Source organism: Barrientosiimonas endolithica (assembly GCF_030296655.1).
In the GTDB taxonomy this organism is placed as follows: domain Bacteria; phylum Actinomycetota; class Actinomycetes; order Actinomycetales; family Dermatophilaceae; genus Barrientosiimonas; species Barrientosiimonas humi.
This window is the reverse complement of record NZ_AP027735.1, coordinates 1395485-1412026: the sequence shown is the minus strand read 5'-3', so window position 1 is coordinate 1412026 and position 16542 is coordinate 1395485. Positions and strand designations below refer to the sequence as shown.

Genomic DNA, 16542 nt, shown 5'->3' with positions numbered 1-16542 from the left:
TCGATACGCCCGCTCGTGCCTCGCGGGCTACTCGACCAGCATGACGGGGCGGGCTACTCGGCCGAGCGGGGTGAGGCGATCCGGACGATCTCCTGCGCCCACCCGTCGCCCTGCGGCTGCCACTGGGCGCGCTCGGCGTCGGTCGCGCGCGTCAGGGCCCGGTCCCAGCTGACGATCCGCGCGACCCGGGCGAGCAGCATCGCATCGGGGACCACGCGCTCGAGTTCGGCCACCGGACGTACGTCGGCCCAACCGGACAGGTAGGCCCGCATCAGCCGCTGGTCACGCTCGGGATCTGCCGCCAGGCCGAAGTGGTACTCCGGGTTGCGCAGCGCGATGAGCAGCGAACCGAACGGGTGCCCGACGTAGGCGTCGCCCCAGTCGAAGATCTTCGCCTCCTGCATCGCCGAACTCGTTGCGGCGCAGGTGAATACGTTGCCTGCGTGCAGGTCGCCGTGCTCGATGGTCGGGGGCAGCCCGAGCGCCTCCAACCGGTCCGCAGCCGTTCGCAGCGCCTCGTCGGCGATCCTCTCCTCCGGCCGCCCGCGCGCCACCCACGCCGACACCAGGGCGTGCGACCCCCACCTCGGCACTCCCCGTCGACCAGCGCGTCGACCACGCCGGCCGACGCCCGCTGGAGCCGGGCATACCTGCGCAGCACGGCCGACCACAGGCTGGTGATGGTGTCGGCGTTCGCGACCTGCCGAAGGGTGCGCCCCTGGTCGGGACAGACGAACCACTCACGCTCCGCGTCGCTCACCCACACAGGCGACAGAAGATCCGGCGCGACTCGCGAAAGACGTTCGTAGACAAGGGTTTCCGGCGACGACTCGGGGACGTTCGCCTTGAACCAGCCCCGCCCCTGGTCGGTCTCGATCACCAGCTGAGTCGACCACGGACGTACGCGCGGCTGGCGTGGCGTCGTCGGGTTCCGGGTGATCCCGCGGCGGGGCAGCACGTCGTCGAACCAGCGGGTGACCTCCCAGCGCCAGGCGTCGGTGTCCCAGACCTCGCTCGCCGGGCCGAAGCGGTCGGATCCGGGCAGCGGTGCGGGGGCGTCGTCGCGGCGCGTCACGCGGCGTTCAGTCGCGCGGCCCGAGCCGCTGGACCATGGCGGTGCTCACGACGTCGGCCGTCAGGCCGATCTCCTCGAGCACCTGCCCGCGCGAGGCGTGGTCGAGGAAGCGCTTGGGGATGCCGAAGCAGTGCACCGGCTGCTCCTGACGCTGCTCGCGCATCGCGCTGGTCACCGACGAACCGATGCCGCCGACCACCAGGTTGTCCTCGATGACCACGACGTGCTGCGCGCGGCGGGTGAGCCGCAGCAGGTCGTCGCTCACCGGCAGCACCCACCGCGGGTCGACCACCATCGTCGAATGTCCTTGTGCCGCAAGCTTGCCCGCGACGTCGACAGCGGTCGAGCACATCGACCCGACGCCGACGACCAGCACCTCGGGCTCGTCGTCGCAGTCGACCAGCACGTCGACCGTGCCGTCGCGGCGCGCGGCCTCGATCGGGTCGGCGACGTCACCCTTGGGGAAGCGGATGATCGTCGGGGCGTCGTCGACCGCGACCGCCTCGCGCAGCTGCTGCTTGACCTGCTCGCCGTCGCGCGGCGCGGCCAGGCGCAGCCCGGGCACGATCGAGGCGACGGTCATGTCCCACATGCCGTTGTGCGACGGACCGTCGCTGCCGGTCACGCCCGCGCGGTCGAGCACGAACGTCACGCCCTGCTTGTGCAGCGCGCAGTCCATCAGCAGCTGGTCGAACGCCCGGTTGAGGAACGTGGCGTACACCGCGACGACCGGGTGCAGACCGGCGTACGCCAGACCCGAGGCCATCGTCACGGCGTGCTGCTCGGCGATGCCGACGTCGAAGACGCGCTCGGGGTACGCCTTCGCGAACCCGTCGAGCCCGACCGGGATGAGCATGGCCGCGGTGATCGCGACGATGTCGGGCCGCTCGGCGCCGAGCCGCACCATCTCGTCGTTGAACTCGTCGGTCCAGATGCGCCCGCTGACCTCGAACGGCAGACCGGTCTCGGGGTTGAACTTGCCGACGCCGTGCCACTGGTCGGCCTCGTCGAGCGCCGCCGGGTCGTAGCCGCGGCCCTTCTCGGTGAAGGTGTGCACGATGACCGGGCCACCGAAGTCGCGCGCGAGCGTCAGCGCGTCCTCCAGCGCCTGCTCGTCGTGCCCGTCGACCGGGCCGAGGTACTTGATCCCGAGGTCCTCGAACATCCCCTGCGGGGACACGATGTCCTTCAGGCCCTTCTTGACCCCGTGCAGGGTGTCGTACATCGGGCCGCCCACGACGGGCGTGCGGTTCAGCGCCCCGCGGCCCCAGTCGAGCATCTTCTCGTAGCGCCGGGTCGCGCGCATCGACGCCAGGTGCTGGGCCATGCCGCCGATCGTCGGCGCGTAGGAGCGGGTGTTGTCGTTGACGACGATGACCAGCTTGAGGGTCTCGTCGACGGCGATGTTGTTGAGCGCCTCCCAGGCCATGCCCCCGGTGAGCGCGCCGTCACCGATGATCGCGACGGTGTGCCGGTCGTCCTCGCCCGCAAGCCGGCGCGCCTTGGCGATGCCCTCCGCCCAGGACAGCGAGGTGGACGCGTGGGAGTTCTCGACGACGTCGTGCTCGGACTCGGCGCGGCTGGGGTAGCCGGACAGCCCGTCCTTCTTCTTCAGCGCGGAGAAGTCGTGCCGCCCGGTGAGCAGCTTGTGCACGTACGACTGGTGCCCGGTGTCGAACACGATCGTGTCGCGCGGGGAGTCGAAGATGCGGTGCAGCGCGATGGTCAGCTCCACGACGCCGAGGTTGGGGCCAAGGTGCCCGCCGGTCTTGGCGACGGAGGTCACCAGGAAGTCCCGGATCTCCTGCGCGAGGTCGTCGAGGCGGCCCGGCTCCAACCGCTTGAGGTCGGCCGGGGAGTTGATGTGCTTCAGCAGTGTCATGTGGTGCTGGCGCCTTCCCATACGTGACGCACGAGTCTATGCGGTGGTGGACGTCCGGGCCGCGACCCGGGTTCGCGCGTCCGCGCTCCCCGTCGGAAATTCCACCCTTTCGAGCCGCGCCCGCGCCACGTCCGGCGGGGTGGGCAGCAGCGCGCGCCGCTCACAGCCGCGGCACGTAGCGCTTGCCCTGCATCGCCTCGTGCACCAGCTCCACGCTGCGCGCCGTGGCCCGCAGCCGCAGCCCCTCGGCCGCGAGATGCTCCATCACCTGCGGCAGCGCCCGCTCGGACAGCTCGTCGCCGAGGTCGACCCGCACCCGCCGGTACGCCTGGCGCATCGCGTCGAGCTGGGCCTGGACGTGCCAGGTGGCCACCCAGGCGAGCGCGCGCGGGTGCCGCCGCCAGGCGTCGTACGCCCGGAAGTCGGCCGGGCACTGGTCGAGCAGCCAGGCGGTGGCCGCCCGCTCCCAGCCCGGCGCGTCGGGTGGCGGCACGCCGCGCGGCCATCCCGGCGGGCCTGCGTCGATCATGCCACCAGACTAGAACACCTGTTCGAGTACGGGCCAGTGGGGCGGTGCGGGCGAGGGTCTCGATACGCCGCGCTCGTCCCTCGCGCGGCTACTCGACCAGCGTGCGGCTCACTTCTGGAACGGCGTCTTGTACGTCAGGGCCGCGTCCGAGGCCGCGGGACCCTCGATGACCTTGAGCCCGCCCGGAACGGCGGCCGGCTGCATCAGGTACCCCGCGCGCGTCGACGGCTGGCCCGGCTGGGTGAAGTCCAGCGGCGGGGTGAGACCGCGCGTGTCCACCGAGGTCTTGCGCACCGCCTTGAGGATCCCCTCGCGGGTCATGTCGCCGTCGGAGCATGCCTGCTTGAGGATCGCGCCCCACACCAGGCCGTTGGCGTACCCCTGGTTCGGGCCGTACGTCGGCACCTGGTTCGGCTGGTCCTTGGCGAACCGGGTGGAGATCTCCTGCGCCAGCGGCGTCTTGTCGTAGTTGTAGGGCACCTGCAGCGCCGAGCTGGTGAACTGCCCGCTCAGCAGCACGCTGCGCGCCGGCGACTGCAGCAGCTGCGGGGTGAACGACGGGCCGCTGCCGAAGATCGGCACCCGCATGCCCTGCGACGAGGCGACACCGAGCGCCGAACCGGTCTGCGCGGGCGTCGTGGTCAGCACCAGCGCCTTGACGCCGGACGAGCGCATCCGGGTCACCGCCGAGGTCAGGTCGCTCTCGGTCGAGGTCACCGACGCGCTCACCAGCCGCATGCCGTTCTGCTTGGTGTAGTACTGCGAGCCCTTGAGGCCGTTCTTGCCGTACTCGGAGTCGATGTAGATGTGGCCGATCGTGTCGCCCTTCTTGATCTTCCCCTCCTCCTGCAGGTAGCTGAGCCCGTTGATCACCTCGACGTCGTACGTCGGGCCCACCATCACGACGTTGGGCACGTCGAGGTTGTCCGAGGCCCACGAGGCCGGGATGGCCGCGATCTTGTCGTTGACGATCGGCTTCTTCAGGGCGGCCAGGATCGGCGAGCCGAGCAGCTGGACCAGGCCCAGCACGTTCGGCTTCATCTGGTTGTACAGCGGCACCGCCTTCTCGGCGGAGTAGCCGTGGTCGGCCGAGACCAGCTTGATCTGCCGGCCGCAGATGCCACCGGTGGCGTTGACGTCCTGGGCCCACATCTGCGAGCCCTGCGTGATGGCCAGGCCGAGCACCTTGAACACGCCGGAGGTGTCGGTGAGCGACCCGAGCGTGATGGTGTCGTCAGTGACCCCGACGTCGGTCTTCAGGCCGCGGGCGCCGCCGCCTCCCCCGACGCTCTCCGGGGTCTTCAGGCTGCACCCAGTGAGCACCAGGGCCAGCGCGGCCCCGGTCGCGGCGGTGGCGCGGAACGTACGACGGCTGGGGCGGGTCATGAGGAGGTTCCTTTCCCGGTGGTGGCCGAGCGCTGCACCAGGCCGCGCAGCCGTCGGCCGATGCCGGCGAGTCCGCCGGGCTCGAAGATGATGATGAGCACGACGAGCGCGCCGTAGAGCAGGTTGGTGACGACGACCGGGGTGAACCCGGTGCCGGACAGGTCGCTCTCACCCCGCAGCAGCGGGATCAGCTGGGGCAGCCCGAAGACCAGCGCCGCCCCGAACAGCACGCCGGTCAGCGACCCGAGGCCGCCGATGACGCACATGGCCAGGAAGGCGATCGCGACGACGGTGCTGTAGGTGCCGGCGTCGACCGACTCGTCGGGCTTGAGCAGGCCGTCGTACCACCAGACGACCATCACTCCGGCGAGCCCGGCGTACGCCGACGACACCGCGAACGCGTTGGCCTTCTGCTTCGCGACGGGCACGCCCATCACGGTCGCGACGGCCTCGTTGTCGCGCAGCGAGCGCCACCCGCGGCCGATCCGGCCGTTGACGGTGCCGCGGCCGACGAAGTACGCCAGCGCGGTCAGCGCGGCGAACAGCCAGAACATCCGCTCGTCCTTGCCGATCTGGACGTTCAGCACGTGCAGCTGGCCCTCGTTCGTGCCGAAGTCGAAGCCGAACAGGTTCAGCGCCGGCGCGTAACGGCCGCTGGAGGTCGAGCCGAAGATGTCGGTGAAGGTGCGGGCCAGCCAGTAGCCGAGGAACACCAGGCTGAGCGAGGCGACACCGAGGTAGATGCCGCGCAGCCGGCCGGAGATCGGCGCGAACGCCGCCCCCACACCGCCGGTGATGACCACCGCGAGGATCGCGGCGATCCAGGACGGCAGCCCCAGCCCGAAGTAGTCGTCGCCCGTGCGCGGGCCGGCGAGGACGGCGTACGCCGCGCCGCCGATGAGCACGAAGAAGGAGTGCGCCAGCGACAGCTGGCCGGCCTGGCCGATGAGCATGGTCAGGCCCATGCCGCCGACCGCGCCGACCATGATCCAGTTGAGGACCAGCAGGTAGGGGTCGGTGACGAACAGCGGGATCGCCCAGACGACGAGCACGCCCAGCGCGGCCAGGGCCCAGCCGATGATCCGGCGGCGGCCGGCGTCGGCGCGTACGGCGGTCACGGGTTGCGTGCTCGGCGTGGACTCAGGGGTGTCGCCGGCGTCGGCCGACGGGTGCGTCGTGGTGAGGTCAGACACGGAGCTGCTCCACCTTCCCGAACAGGCCCGACGGGCGGGCGACGAGCACGGCCAGCATCACGAGGTAGACCGCGACCTTGGCGAAGTCGAGGTTGACGTACTGCGCGGCGAGGGCGTCGGTGAGCCCGACGATCAGGCCGCCGACCACCGCGCCGCCAGGCGAGGTGAGCCCGCCGATGATCGCCGCGGGGAACGCGGCGAAGGCGATCGTGTGGCTGGCCAGCAGTCCGGTGCCGCCGCCGATGTCGGTGGTGGCGAGGAACAGCACGGCGATGCCGGCGAGGGCGCCGCCGACCAGCCAGGCGCTCGCGGTGACCCGCCAGCTGCGGATGCCCATGAGCGCCGAGGCCTCACGGTTCTCCGACTGGGCGCGCATCGCGAGGCCCCAGGTGGTGTAGCGGAAGGCCAGGAAGAAGATCGCGAGCAGCACGATCGCGACGGCGAGCGCCACGAGGAAGGTGCGCGCGACGCTGACCCCGAACAGGCTCACCGGCTTGGCGTCGTAGGGGTCGCCGAGGAACGGTGGCGACTGGGTGCCGATCCGCCGCACGATCTCGGTGAAGACGAAGATGTCGACACCGATGGTGAGGATCGCGAGGCTGTCGCTGTGCGCGTTGCGCGCGTTGGCGAGCAGCACCCGCTCGATGAACAGGGCGAGCGCGGCGCCGGCGACGACCGCCGCCACGGCGCCGAGCAGCCAGCTGCCGGAGGCGTCCTTGACGAGGTAGGCGATGTAGCCGGCGAAGATCGCGATCGAGCCGTGGGCGAAGTTCACGGTCTCGGTGGCCTTGTAGATGATCACGAAGCCGACGGCCAGCAGCGCGAAGACCGCGCCCTTGCCGAGGCCGTTGACCAGGACCTGGATCAGGGTGTCCATGCTCAGGCCTTCCCTTCGTCGTGGTTGCCGTCGCGCCCGGACTCGTCGTCGTCGCTGCCGAGGTAGGCCCGGATCACCTCGGGGTCGCGCTGCACCGCCGCGGGCACGTCGTCGGCGATGCGGCGGCCGAAGTCGAGCACCGTGACCCGGTCGGCGATGCCCATGACCAGCCCCATGTCGTGCTCGACCAGCAGGATCGAGATGCCCAGCTCGTCGCGGATCTGGTGGATCAGCTCGGCCATCTCGGCCGTCTCGCTGGCGTTCATGCCGGCGGCCGGCTCGTCGAGCAGCAGCACGGTCGGCTCCACGTTGAGCGCCCGCGCGATGTCGACCCGCTTCTGGTCGCCGTAGGACAGCGCGGCCGCCGGCTTGTGCAGGTGCGCGCTCAGGCCGAGGAAGTCGCAGATCTCGGCGGCCCGCTGCTGGTGCCGGCGCTCCTGGCGCATGGTCCACGGGGCGCGGACGGCGTACTGCACGAACCCGCCCTTGGTCAGGGCGTAGCGACCGAGCATCGCGTTGTCGAGCACGCTGGAGGTGCCGACCAGGGCCAGGTTCTGGAAGGCCCGCCCGATGCCGAGCGCCGGGATCTTGTGCGCCGCGGTGCGGGTCAGGTCGGTGTCGCCGAGCCGGATGGTGCCCGAGGCGAGCCGGTAGATGCCGGTGATGGCGTTGAAGCAGGTCGACTTGCCGGCGCCGTTGGGGCCGATCAGCGCGTGGATCGTGCCGGGCCGCACCGTGAAGGACACGTCGTCGAGGGCCACGATGCCGCCGAAGCGCACGGTGATCCCGTCGACCTCCAGCGGCTGCACGTCACGGCCGACTTCGACCGGCTGCCCGGGGGTCTCGGGGGTCTCGGGTGCCAGGGTGCTCATCCGCGCCACACCTCCAGTCCGCGGCGGCTGCGCGCCGAGCGGGCGGCCGCCTGGGTCTCCAGCTGGGCGGCGTCCTCGCTCTCGGCGTGCCCGCCGAGGTAGAGCCGCTGCACGTCCTCGGAGTCGGCGAGCTCGCGGGCCGGGCCCTGCAGCGCCAGCTCGCCCACCTCGAGCACCACGGCCAGGTCGCTGACCCGCAGCGCCATCGTGGCGTTCTGCTCGACCAGCACCACCGCGGTGCCGCGCTCGTTGATCTCGGTCACGATGCGCCCGATGCGGTTGATCATCTGCGGCGCGAGCCCGAGCGAGGGCTCGTCGAGCAGCAGCACCTCGGGGTCGGCCATCATCGCCCGGCCGATCGCGAGCATCTGCTGCTCGCCGCCGGACAGCAGCCCGCCCGGCTGCCCCGCGCGCTCCTTGAGGATCGGGAACAGGTCGTAGACCCGCTCGCGCGCCTCGTCGCGCGCGGAGGCCGGTGCCGCGAGGCCGCCGGCCCGCAGGTTCTCCTCCACGCTCATCCGTCCGAAGATCTGCCGGCCCTCGGGGACCTGCAGCACCTTCTTGCGCACGACGCCGGCCGGGTCGAGCCGGTCGAGCCGCTCACCGGCGTACTCCACGCTGCCGCCGATGATCGAGCCGCCGTGCAGCCCGAGCGTGCCGGAGATCGCACGCAGCAGCGTCGACTTGCCGGCCCCGTTGCTGCCCAGGACCGCGACCACCTGACCGTCGGGCACCTCGAAGCTGACACCGCGCAAGGCGGTGACAGAACGCCCGTACCTCACTGAGAGGTCATTGATGCTGAGCACCGAACTCCCTTGTCCCGCAATCCGATTCGCGATCCAAAAAGGGGCCGGCAAGAAGCCGGCCCCCTGTCGCGCTGGGCTTGACTATGAGGCAGATCACACAGCGGTTGTTGGTCGGACCACTTTCCGTGACCTTTTCGTGACCTTACTCGGTCGTCCGGCGAGAACCCTCTTGACGGGAGGGGGTCTCATCGGGCTGAGCAAGCGCTCGCTTAGTTCACCAGTTCGGCTGGTCGGGCGCCGCCGGGAGCCGGCGGTCGGGCGGTGCCAGCACGTAGACCAGGCCGCCGGAGTGCGGCAGCCAGACGTTCTCCAGCTGGTCGCGCCGGTACGTCACCCGCACCTGGCCGTTGTCGGGCACCAGGTGGCTGGCCGGGTCGTTGCAGACCGGGTCGCCCTGGGCGTCGAACCCGCACAGCACGAGCAGGTGGCCGCTGGTGGAGTAGCCCGCGCCGTCGAGCTCGCCGGCGTCGAACGAGACCGACAGGACCAGCGGGACGCCCGCGGCGATCAGCACCTCGGCCTCGCGCAGCGACCGCAGCCGGGTGACGAACCCGCGCAGCCCGAGCGTCGCGGCGTAGGCCGGGTTGAACGGCCAGTTGCCGCACCCGTCGTAGGCGTGGTCGTACGTGGCGCGCGCGGCGTGGTCGACCTGCGGGTCGGGCGGCACGGTCACCCACGCGGTGTCGGCGGCGCTCGGTCCGCGCCGCCAGAAGTCGGCGATCATCGACACCGACGTCGGGGAGCACCACGCCTCTCCCCCGTTGTCCCACTCGGGGTAGTGCCCCGCGTGCACCTCCTGCGACAGCGGCGGCACCGGGAGCACGACGCCGCGCGCCGGGCCGGGCTGGCTCACCGGCACGCTCGAGGCGCTGGGCAGCGCCGAGGCCATCGCGGTCAGCAGGGTGACCCGGGGCGTGACGTCGGTGCCGGGCCGGCGCATGAGCTGCACCCGCAGCTGCACCGAGCTCAGCGTGCGGTCGTCGACGGTCGCGAGCGTGTCGGTCCAGACCGTCGCGATCTCGGTCTCCTGCCCGTCGACGCTGGTGCGGTGGATCGCGCCGCCCTGCTCGGGGTGCTCGGAGCACCAGCGGCCGAGCACGAACCAGTCGGTGCGCCGCCCGTCGGGCGTGCGGCCGCGCACGCCCACCTCGATCCAGGTGCCGCTCGGGGTGGTGGCGTTCCACGACGCGACCAGCTGGGTCAGGTCGAAGCCGGACTGCAGCGTGGGCGAGGTCCACGTCCCGACCTCGAACGTCGCCGGGCTCGCGACCGGCGCGAACGGGTCGACGTACGTCCGCGTCTCGCGCGGTGCGGCGAGCTCGATCCCGTCACGCACCACGCGCGTGCCCTCGCCCTGGCCGCGCAGGAACCCCGTCGCGGAGTCGAACCGGTGGAGCCGGATGTCGCGCCCGTCGGTCGCCGCCCGGGCCAGCGGCGGACGTACGGCCGTGGCCAGCGCCCCTCCCACGGCCAGGCTGGTGCTCAGCGCCGCCCGGCGGGTCAGCGTCGGGAGCCGCCGCCGCTCGTCGTCCTCCAGGCTCGCCCCGTCCGGTCGCACCCGCGCGCTGCGGTCGCTCATGCCTGTATCCCCTTGTCATCCCCTGTCGAGCGCAGCCGCGCTCGCGCCCGTCCACCCTTGCACACCGCGCCGGCCCAGGACCGCGAAAGCCCCACTCCCCTCGGGGGAGCGGGGCTTTCGCGGTCGCGCGCGTCAGGTCAGCTACGAACCAGCGATCGGAGGACGTACTGCAGGATGCCGTCGTTGCGGAAGTAGTCCGCCTCGCCGGGGGTGTCGATGCGCACCGTGGCGTCGAACTCGACCTTCTGGCCGCCGTCCTTGGTCGCGGTCACCTTGACCGTCTTGGGGACGCGGCCCTCGTTGAGCTCGGTGATGCCGGCGATGTCGAACGTCTCGGTGCCGTCGAGCCCGAGCGAGTCGGCGTTCTGCCCCTGCGGGAACTGCAGCGGCAGCACGCCCATGCCGATCAGGTTCGAGCGGTGGATGCGCTCGAAGGACTCGACGATGACGGCCTTGACGCCCAGCAGGCGGGTGCCCTTGGCGGCCCAGTCGCGCGAGCTGCCCGAGCCGTACTCCTTGCCGCCGAGGACGACCAGCGGGATGTCCTGGTCGGCGTACGCCGTCGCGGCGTCGTAGATCGCGACCTGCGGCGCGTCGTCCTGGGTGAAGTCGCGGGTGTAGCCGCCCTCGACCCCGTCCAGCAGCTGGTTGCGCAGCCGGATGTTCGCGAACGTGCCGCGCACCATCACCTCGTGGTTGCCGCGGCGCGAGCCGTAGGAGTTGAAGTCCTTGCGCTCGACGCCGTGCTCGTTGAGGTAACGGCCCGCGGGGCTGTCGGCCTTGATCGAGCCGGCCGGGCTGATGTGGTCGGTCGTGACCGAGTCACCCAGCTTGGCCAGCACGCGCGCACCGGTGATGTCCTCGACCGGGGCGGGCTCGGGCTGCATGCCCTCGAAGTACGGGGGCTTGCGGACGTACGTTGACTCGCTGTCCCACTCGAAGGTGTCGCCCTCGGGGGTCTGCAGCGACTGCCAGCGCTCGTCGCCGGCGAAGACGTCGGCGTAGTCCTTGACGAACATCTCCTTGCTCATCGAGTCGGCGATCGTCTGCTCGACGACGTCGGGGCTCGGCCAGATGTCCTTCAGGAAGACGTCGTTGCCCTGCTGGTCCTGACCCAGCGGGTCGGAGTCGAAGTCGAAGCTCATCGTCCCGGCGAGGGCGTAGGCGATGACCAGCGGGGGCGAGGCCAGGTAGTTCATCTTCACGTCGGGGTTGATGCGGCCCTCGAAGTTGCGGTTGCCCGACAGCACCGACACGACGCTGAGGTCGTTCTCCTGGATCGCCTGCGAGATCTCCTCGTTCAGCGGGCCGGAGTTGCCGATGCAGGTGGTGCAGCCGTAGCCGACGAGGTAGAAGCCGAGCTTCTCCAGATAGGGCCACAGGCCGGCCTTCTCGTAGTAGCCGGTGACGACCTGCGAGCCGGGCGCCATCGAGGTCTTGACCCACGGCGGCACCGACAGACCCTTGTCGACGGCGTTCTTGGCCAGCAGCGCGGCGGCCATCATCACCGACGGGTTGGAGGTGTTGGTGCAGCTGGTGATCGAGGCGATCACGACCGCGCCGTCCTTGAGGCCGTACGCCTTCCCCTCGGCGGGGGTGACCTCGACCTCGCGGAAGTTCCCCTCGACGCCGTAGTTCTTGACGTCGAGGTCGAACTGGGTCTTGGCGTCGGAGACCACGATGCGGTCCTGCGGACGCTTCGGCCCGGCGATGGAGGGCACCACGGTCGACAGGTCCAGCTCGAGGCGCTCGGAGAAGCGGGGCTCGGCGTAGTCGGAGCTGCCCGTGTCGTGCCACATGCCCTGCTGCTTGGCGTAGGCCTCGACCAGCGCGACCTGCTCGTCGGGGCGGCCGGTGAGGCGCAGGTAGTCCAGGGTCACGTCGTCGATCGGGAAGATCGCGCAGGTGGAGCCGAACTCCGGGCTCATGTTGCCGATGGTGGCGCGGTTGGCCAGCGGCACCGAGGCGACGCCGTCGCCGTAGAACTCGACGAACTTGCCGACGACACCGTGCTCGCGCAGCATCTGGGTGATCGTGAGCACGACGTCGGTCGCCGTCGCGCCCGAGGGGATCTCGCCGGTCAGCTTGAAGCCGACGACGCGCGGGATGAGCATCGAGACCGGCTGGCCGAGCATGGCCGCCTCGGCCTCGATGCCGCCGACGCCCCAACCGAGCACGCCGAGGCCGTTGACCATCGTGGTGTGGCTGTCGGTGCCGACGCAGGAGTCGGGGTAGGCCTTGCCGTCGCGGGTCATGACCGTGCGCGCGAGGTGCTCGATGTTGACCTGGTGCACGATGCCGGTGCCCGGCGGGACGACCTTGAAGTCGTCGAACGCGGTCTGGCCCCAGCGCAGGAACTGGTAGCGCTCCTTGTTGCGGGCGTACTCGATCTCGACGTTCTTCTCGAAGGCGTCGGGGCGGCCGAACACGTCGATGATCACCGAGTGGTCGATGACCATCTCGGCCGGCGCGAGCGGGTTGATCTTCTTGGCGTCGCCACCGAGGTCGGCGACGGCCTCGCGCATGGTGGCCAGGTCGACGACGCAGGGCACGCCGGTGAAGTCCTGCATGATCACGCGCGCGGGCGTGAACTGGATCTCGATGTCGGGCTGGGCGTTCTCGTCCCAGCCGCCCAGGGCCCGGATATGGTCGGCGGTGATGTTCGCGCCGTCCTCGGTGCGCAGCAGGTTCTCCAGCAGCACCTTGAGGCTGAACGGCAGGGTCTCGCTGCCCTCGACCTTGTCGATGCGGTAGATCTCGTAGGACTGGTCACCCACCGTCAGGGTGTCCTTTGCCCCGAAGCTGTTCGTGCTCTCGCTCACAGCGGACTCCTTCGCGGTCCTCGCCGGTTTTATCTTGACGTCAAGACAAGTGAATCACGTCCACCCCCAGGCTAGTCCGGAAGGCTCGCCTAACCCGGCGCAACGATCGAGGGCTGGGCGCACCGCCGTCGTCAGTACGGGTCGAGCGGCTCGAGCTCGGGCGGTCCCTCTGTCGGGGTGAGCACCGCGACGCACTCGACGTGGTGGGTCATCGGGAACAGGTCGTACGCCTGCAGCGAGTCCACCTGGTAACCAAGGGTTTTCGCGGTCGCGAGGTCGCGGGCGAGCGCCGCCGGGTCGCAGGCGACGTAGGCCACGGCGCGCGGGCGTCCGGCCAGCAGGGCGGTCAGCACGTCCTTGCCGGCGCCGGTGCGCGGGGGTCGAGCACCACCAGGTCGCTCTGCGCGAGCGGTTCGGGCTCCTCGGTCACCCACCGGGTCACGTCGGCGTGCACGGCCTCGGCCCACGGGACGCCGGCGAGGTTGTCGCCCGCGTGCTCCGCGGCCCGGCGATCGCCCTCGACGGCGATGACCTGGCCGGTCGGTCCGACCCGGCGGGCCAGCTCGGCCGCGAAGAGGCCGACGCCGGCGTACAGGTCCGTCACGAGCTCGCCCTGGCGCGGCCGCAGCCCGTCGAGCACGGCCGTGACGAGGGTGCGGGCGGCGCCCGGGTGGACCTGCCAGAAGCCGGTGGCGTCGAGGGCGAAGTCGAGCGTGTGACCGCGCAGGGCGACCTGCTCGTGCACGACCGGCGCCGGGTCGCGCGACGGACGCGGCGTGACGACCACCTCGCCGGTCGAGGTCGCGGCGACGTCGAGCGCGCGCACCCCGCGGTTGCCCTCGCTGCCGACCGCGCCGGAGCCGACGACCGCGGGGGTGGCGATGAGGCAGTCCTCGACGGGGATGACCTCGTGCGAGCGGTGCGGGTGCAGCCCGGCGCGGCCCGCGTCGTCGACGGCCAGCTCCAGGCGCGTGCGCCAGCGCAGCCCTCCTCGTCGCCCGGCACCTGCTCGACGGTGACGGGCAGGTCGAGCCCGGCCAGCCGGCGCAGCTGCTCGCGCACCACGCGCGCCTTGAGCTCGCGGCCGAAGGCCGCGTCGGTGTGCTGCCAGTCGCACCCGCCGCAGCCGCCCGGACCGGCGACCGGGCACGGCGCCTCGCGGCGCTGCGGCGCGGCCCGCAGCACCTCGACGGCGTCGGCCCGCAGGAACGAGGTGCGGTCGGTTCCCGAGGTCACCTCGACCACGACCTGCTCCCCCGGCAGCGTGTGCCGCACGAAGACCACGCGCCCGTCGTGCCGGGCGACGCAGTGCCCTCCGTGGGCGACGTCCTCGACGTCGACGACGAACCGCTGCCCGACCAGCGACGTGCCCTGCGGCTGGCGGGTGGGGCCACGACGACCGCGGCGGCCGTGCTGCGGCCGGCCGCGGCGGGAGCGGGGCGGGGTCACTGCCCGTGCCGCACGCCGGTGGCGCCCGGCGCCGGCGTCTCCTGCTTGTCGACGCCCTCGGCCGAGTGCAGCTGCCAGGGCACGCTCGCGACCATCACGCCGGGGGTGAACAGCAGCCGGGCCTTGAGCCGTAGCGCCGACTGGTTGTGCAGGAGCTGTTCGTACCAGTGGCCGACGACGTACTCCGGGATGTAGACCATGACCACGTCGCGCGGGCTGTCGCGCCGGATCGAACGCACGTAGTCCACGATCGGGCGGGTGATCTCGCGGTAGGGGCTCGCGAGCACCTTGATCGTGACGGGGATGTCGCGCCGCTCCCACTCGCCGACCAGCGCCTGGGTCTCCTCGTGGTCGACGTCGACCACGAGGGCCTCGAGCGTCGAGGGCCGGGTGGCGCGGGCGTACGCCAGCGCGCGCATCGTCGGCTTGTGGATCTTGGAGACCAGCACCACCGCGTGCACCCGCGAGGGCAGCACCTGGTCCTCCAGCGAGCCGTCGTCGATCGCGAGCTCCGCGCTCACCGAGCGGTAGTGCTTGCGGATCGCGAGCATCATCACGTAGAGGACGGCCATGGCCGCCACGGCGTAACCGGCGCCGTGCAGGAACTTCGTCGCGAGCACGACGACCAGCACGGTGCCCGACATGGCCGCACCCACCGCGTTGATCGCGCGCGAGCGGCGCATCCGGGTCGCGGTGGCCGGCTCCGGGCCGGCGCCCAGCTCGCGGTTCCAGTGCCGGATCATGCCGATCTGGCTCAGCGTGAACGAGACGAACACGCCGACGATGTAGAGCTGGATGAGCTTGGTGACCTCGGCGTCGTAGAGGATCACGAGGAACACCGCGGCCGCGGCGAGGATCAGGATGCCGTTGGAGAAGGCGAGCCGGTCGCCGCGGTTGCGCAGCTGACGCGGCAGCCAGCTGTCCTGGGCCAGGATCGAGGCCAGGACCGGGAAGCCGTTGAACGCGGTGTTGGCGGCGAGCACCAGGATCACGCCGGTCACCACCGCGACCAGGACGATGCCGAGGCCGAACCCGTCGAACACCACCGCGGCCAGCTGGCCGAGCACCGGGTCCTGGACGTACGCCTCCCCCACCGGAGCGCCGTCGAGCGTGAGCTGGGCGCCGGGGTCCTCGGCGAACTTGATGCCGGTGCGGATCGTCAGCACCACGATCGCGACGAGCAGCGTGGTGGAGATCAGGCCCATCATCAGCAGCGTGGTCGCGGCGTTGCGGCTCTTGGGCTTGCGGAAGGCCGGCACCCCGTTGCTGATCGCCTCGACACCGGTGAGCGCCGCACAGCCGGAGCTGAACGCGCGCAGCAGCAGGAAGAACATCGCGAACCCGGCGAGCTGGTCGTACCCCGTCTCGGGCGCGAGGTCGTACTGCGCGCTGTCGGCCGTGCCGAGCGTGCCGGTGAACAGCTTGATCAGGCCGAGCAGCGCCATCCCGATGATCGTGACCAGGAACAGGTAGGTCGGGATCGCGAACAGCGTCCCCGACTCGCGCACGCCGCGCAGGTTCATCGCGGCCAGCAGGACGATCGCCGAGACGGCGATGAGCACCTCGTGGCCGCGCAGCGCGGGCACGGCGGTCGCGGCGTACTGCGCGCCGGAGGAGATCGACACCGCCACGGTGAGCACGTAGTCGACCAGCAGCGCGCTCGCGACACCCAGGCCCGCGCGCGGACCGAGGTTCACCGTCGCGACCTCGTAGTCGCCGCCGCCGGAGGGGTAGGCGTGCACGTTCTGCCGGTAGGAGGCGATGACGACCGCCATCACGATCACCACGCACAGGGCGATCTGCCAGGAGTGGGTGGCCGCGAACGCGCCGCCCGCGAGGGACAGCGTCAGGAAGATCTCGTCGGGCGCGTACGCCATCGACGACAGCGCGTCACTGGCGAACACCGGCAGCGCGATGCGCTTGGGCAGCAGGGTCTCGCCCATCTTGTCGCTGCGCATCGCCCGGCCGACCAGCAGCCGTTTGAGGATTCGACCGGTCATGGGCACGAACGAGGAGTGTAGGTCCGGCCGGGGCCGAGCACCTATCCCGTCTCGGACGGAGTAGCGTCGCCG

The 16542-nt window shown here is 71.2% G+C and carries 13 protein-coding genes and 1 pseudogene; all 14 read right to left on the bottom strand.

All coding sequences use genetic code 11. From position 1 onward, the window contains the following. Window positions 1–53: 53 nt before the first annotated feature. The gene (locus QUE40_RS07140; protein ID WP_289232723.1) at window positions 54–566 is read right to left on the bottom strand and encodes a phosphotransferase; all 513 of its coding nucleotides are present in this window, start codon (window positions 564–566) and stop codon (window positions 54–56) included. A gap of 516 nt (window positions 567–1082) precedes the next feature. Next, on the bottom strand, window positions 1083–2957 hold the full coding sequence (dxs, locus tag QUE40_RS07135; protein ID WP_289232722.1) for a 1-deoxy-D-xylulose-5-phosphate synthase: 1875 nt from the start codon (window positions 2955–2957) through the stop codon (window positions 1083–1085). A 160-nt stretch (window positions 2958–3117) separates the two neighbouring features. Beyond that, window positions 3118–3486, bottom strand: a complete 369-nt coding sequence (locus QUE40_RS07130; RefSeq protein WP_170206790.1) for a hypothetical protein — start codon at window positions 3484–3486, stop codon at window positions 3118–3120. 108 nt (window positions 3487–3594) lie between these two features. After that, window positions 3595–4872: an ABC transporter substrate-binding protein gene (locus tag QUE40_RS07125; protein WP_142005061.1), complete on the bottom strand. Its 1278-nt coding sequence runs from the start codon at window positions 4870–4872 to the stop codon at window positions 3595–3597. Beyond that, window positions 4869–6065, bottom strand: coding sequence for a branched-chain amino acid ABC transporter permease (locus QUE40_RS07120; RefSeq protein ID WP_211344535.1), 1197 nt, complete (start codon window positions 6063–6065; stop codon window positions 4869–4871). The genes QUE40_RS07125 and QUE40_RS07120 overlap by 4 nt, the downstream gene beginning before the upstream one ends. Further along, window positions 6058–6942, bottom strand: a complete 885-nt coding sequence (locus tag QUE40_RS07115; RefSeq protein WP_142005060.1) for a branched-chain amino acid ABC transporter permease — start codon at window positions 6940–6942, stop codon at window positions 6058–6060. Before QUE40_RS07115 ends, QUE40_RS07120 begins: the two co-directional genes overlap by 8 nt. A gap of 2 nt (window positions 6943–6944) precedes the next feature. Further along, on the bottom strand, window positions 6945–7814 hold the full coding sequence (locus QUE40_RS07110) for an ABC transporter ATP-binding protein (protein WP_289232721.1): 870 nt from the start codon (window positions 7812–7814) through the stop codon (window positions 6945–6947). After that, window positions 7811–8569, bottom strand: coding sequence for an ABC transporter ATP-binding protein (locus QUE40_RS07105; protein ID WP_236022288.1), 759 nt, complete (start codon window positions 8567–8569; stop codon window positions 7811–7813). The genes QUE40_RS07110 and QUE40_RS07105 overlap by 4 nt, the downstream gene beginning before the upstream one ends. Window positions 8570–8834: 265 nt before the next feature. Further along, entirely contained in the window at window positions 8835–10199 is a 1365-nt protein-coding gene (locus QUE40_RS07100; protein ID WP_289232720.1) for a C39 family peptidase, read from the bottom strand. 137 nt (window positions 10200–10336) lie between these two features. Beyond that, complete coding sequence (acnA, locus tag QUE40_RS07095; protein WP_289232719.1) at window positions 10337–13021, bottom strand: aconitate hydratase AcnA; 2685 nt, start codon at window positions 13019–13021, stop codon at window positions 10337–10339. Window positions 13022–13152: 131 nt separating this feature from the next. Continuing rightward, window positions 13153–13374, bottom strand: a complete 222-nt coding sequence (locus tag QUE40_RS19020; RefSeq protein WP_350227092.1) for a hypothetical protein — start codon at window positions 13372–13374, stop codon at window positions 13153–13155. Continuing rightward, a complete protein-coding gene (locus QUE40_RS19015) occupies window positions 13368–14138 on the bottom strand; it encodes a class I SAM-dependent RNA methyltransferase (RefSeq protein ID WP_350227186.1) in 771 nt (256 codons plus the stop codon). The genes QUE40_RS19020 and QUE40_RS19015 overlap by 7 nt, the downstream gene beginning before the upstream one ends. 134 nt (window positions 14139–14272) lie before the next feature. Further along, window positions 14273–14470: pseudogene (locus tag QUE40_RS19010) on the bottom strand (TRAM domain-containing protein); the annotation flags it as partial. Next, window positions 14467–16470, bottom strand: a complete 2004-nt coding sequence (locus tag QUE40_RS07085; RefSeq protein ID WP_142005054.1) for an APC family permease — start codon at window positions 16468–16470, stop codon at window positions 14467–14469. The gene QUE40_RS07085 and the pseudogene QUE40_RS19010, both read right to left, overlap by 4 nt. Window positions 16471–16542: the final 72 nt, after the last annotated feature.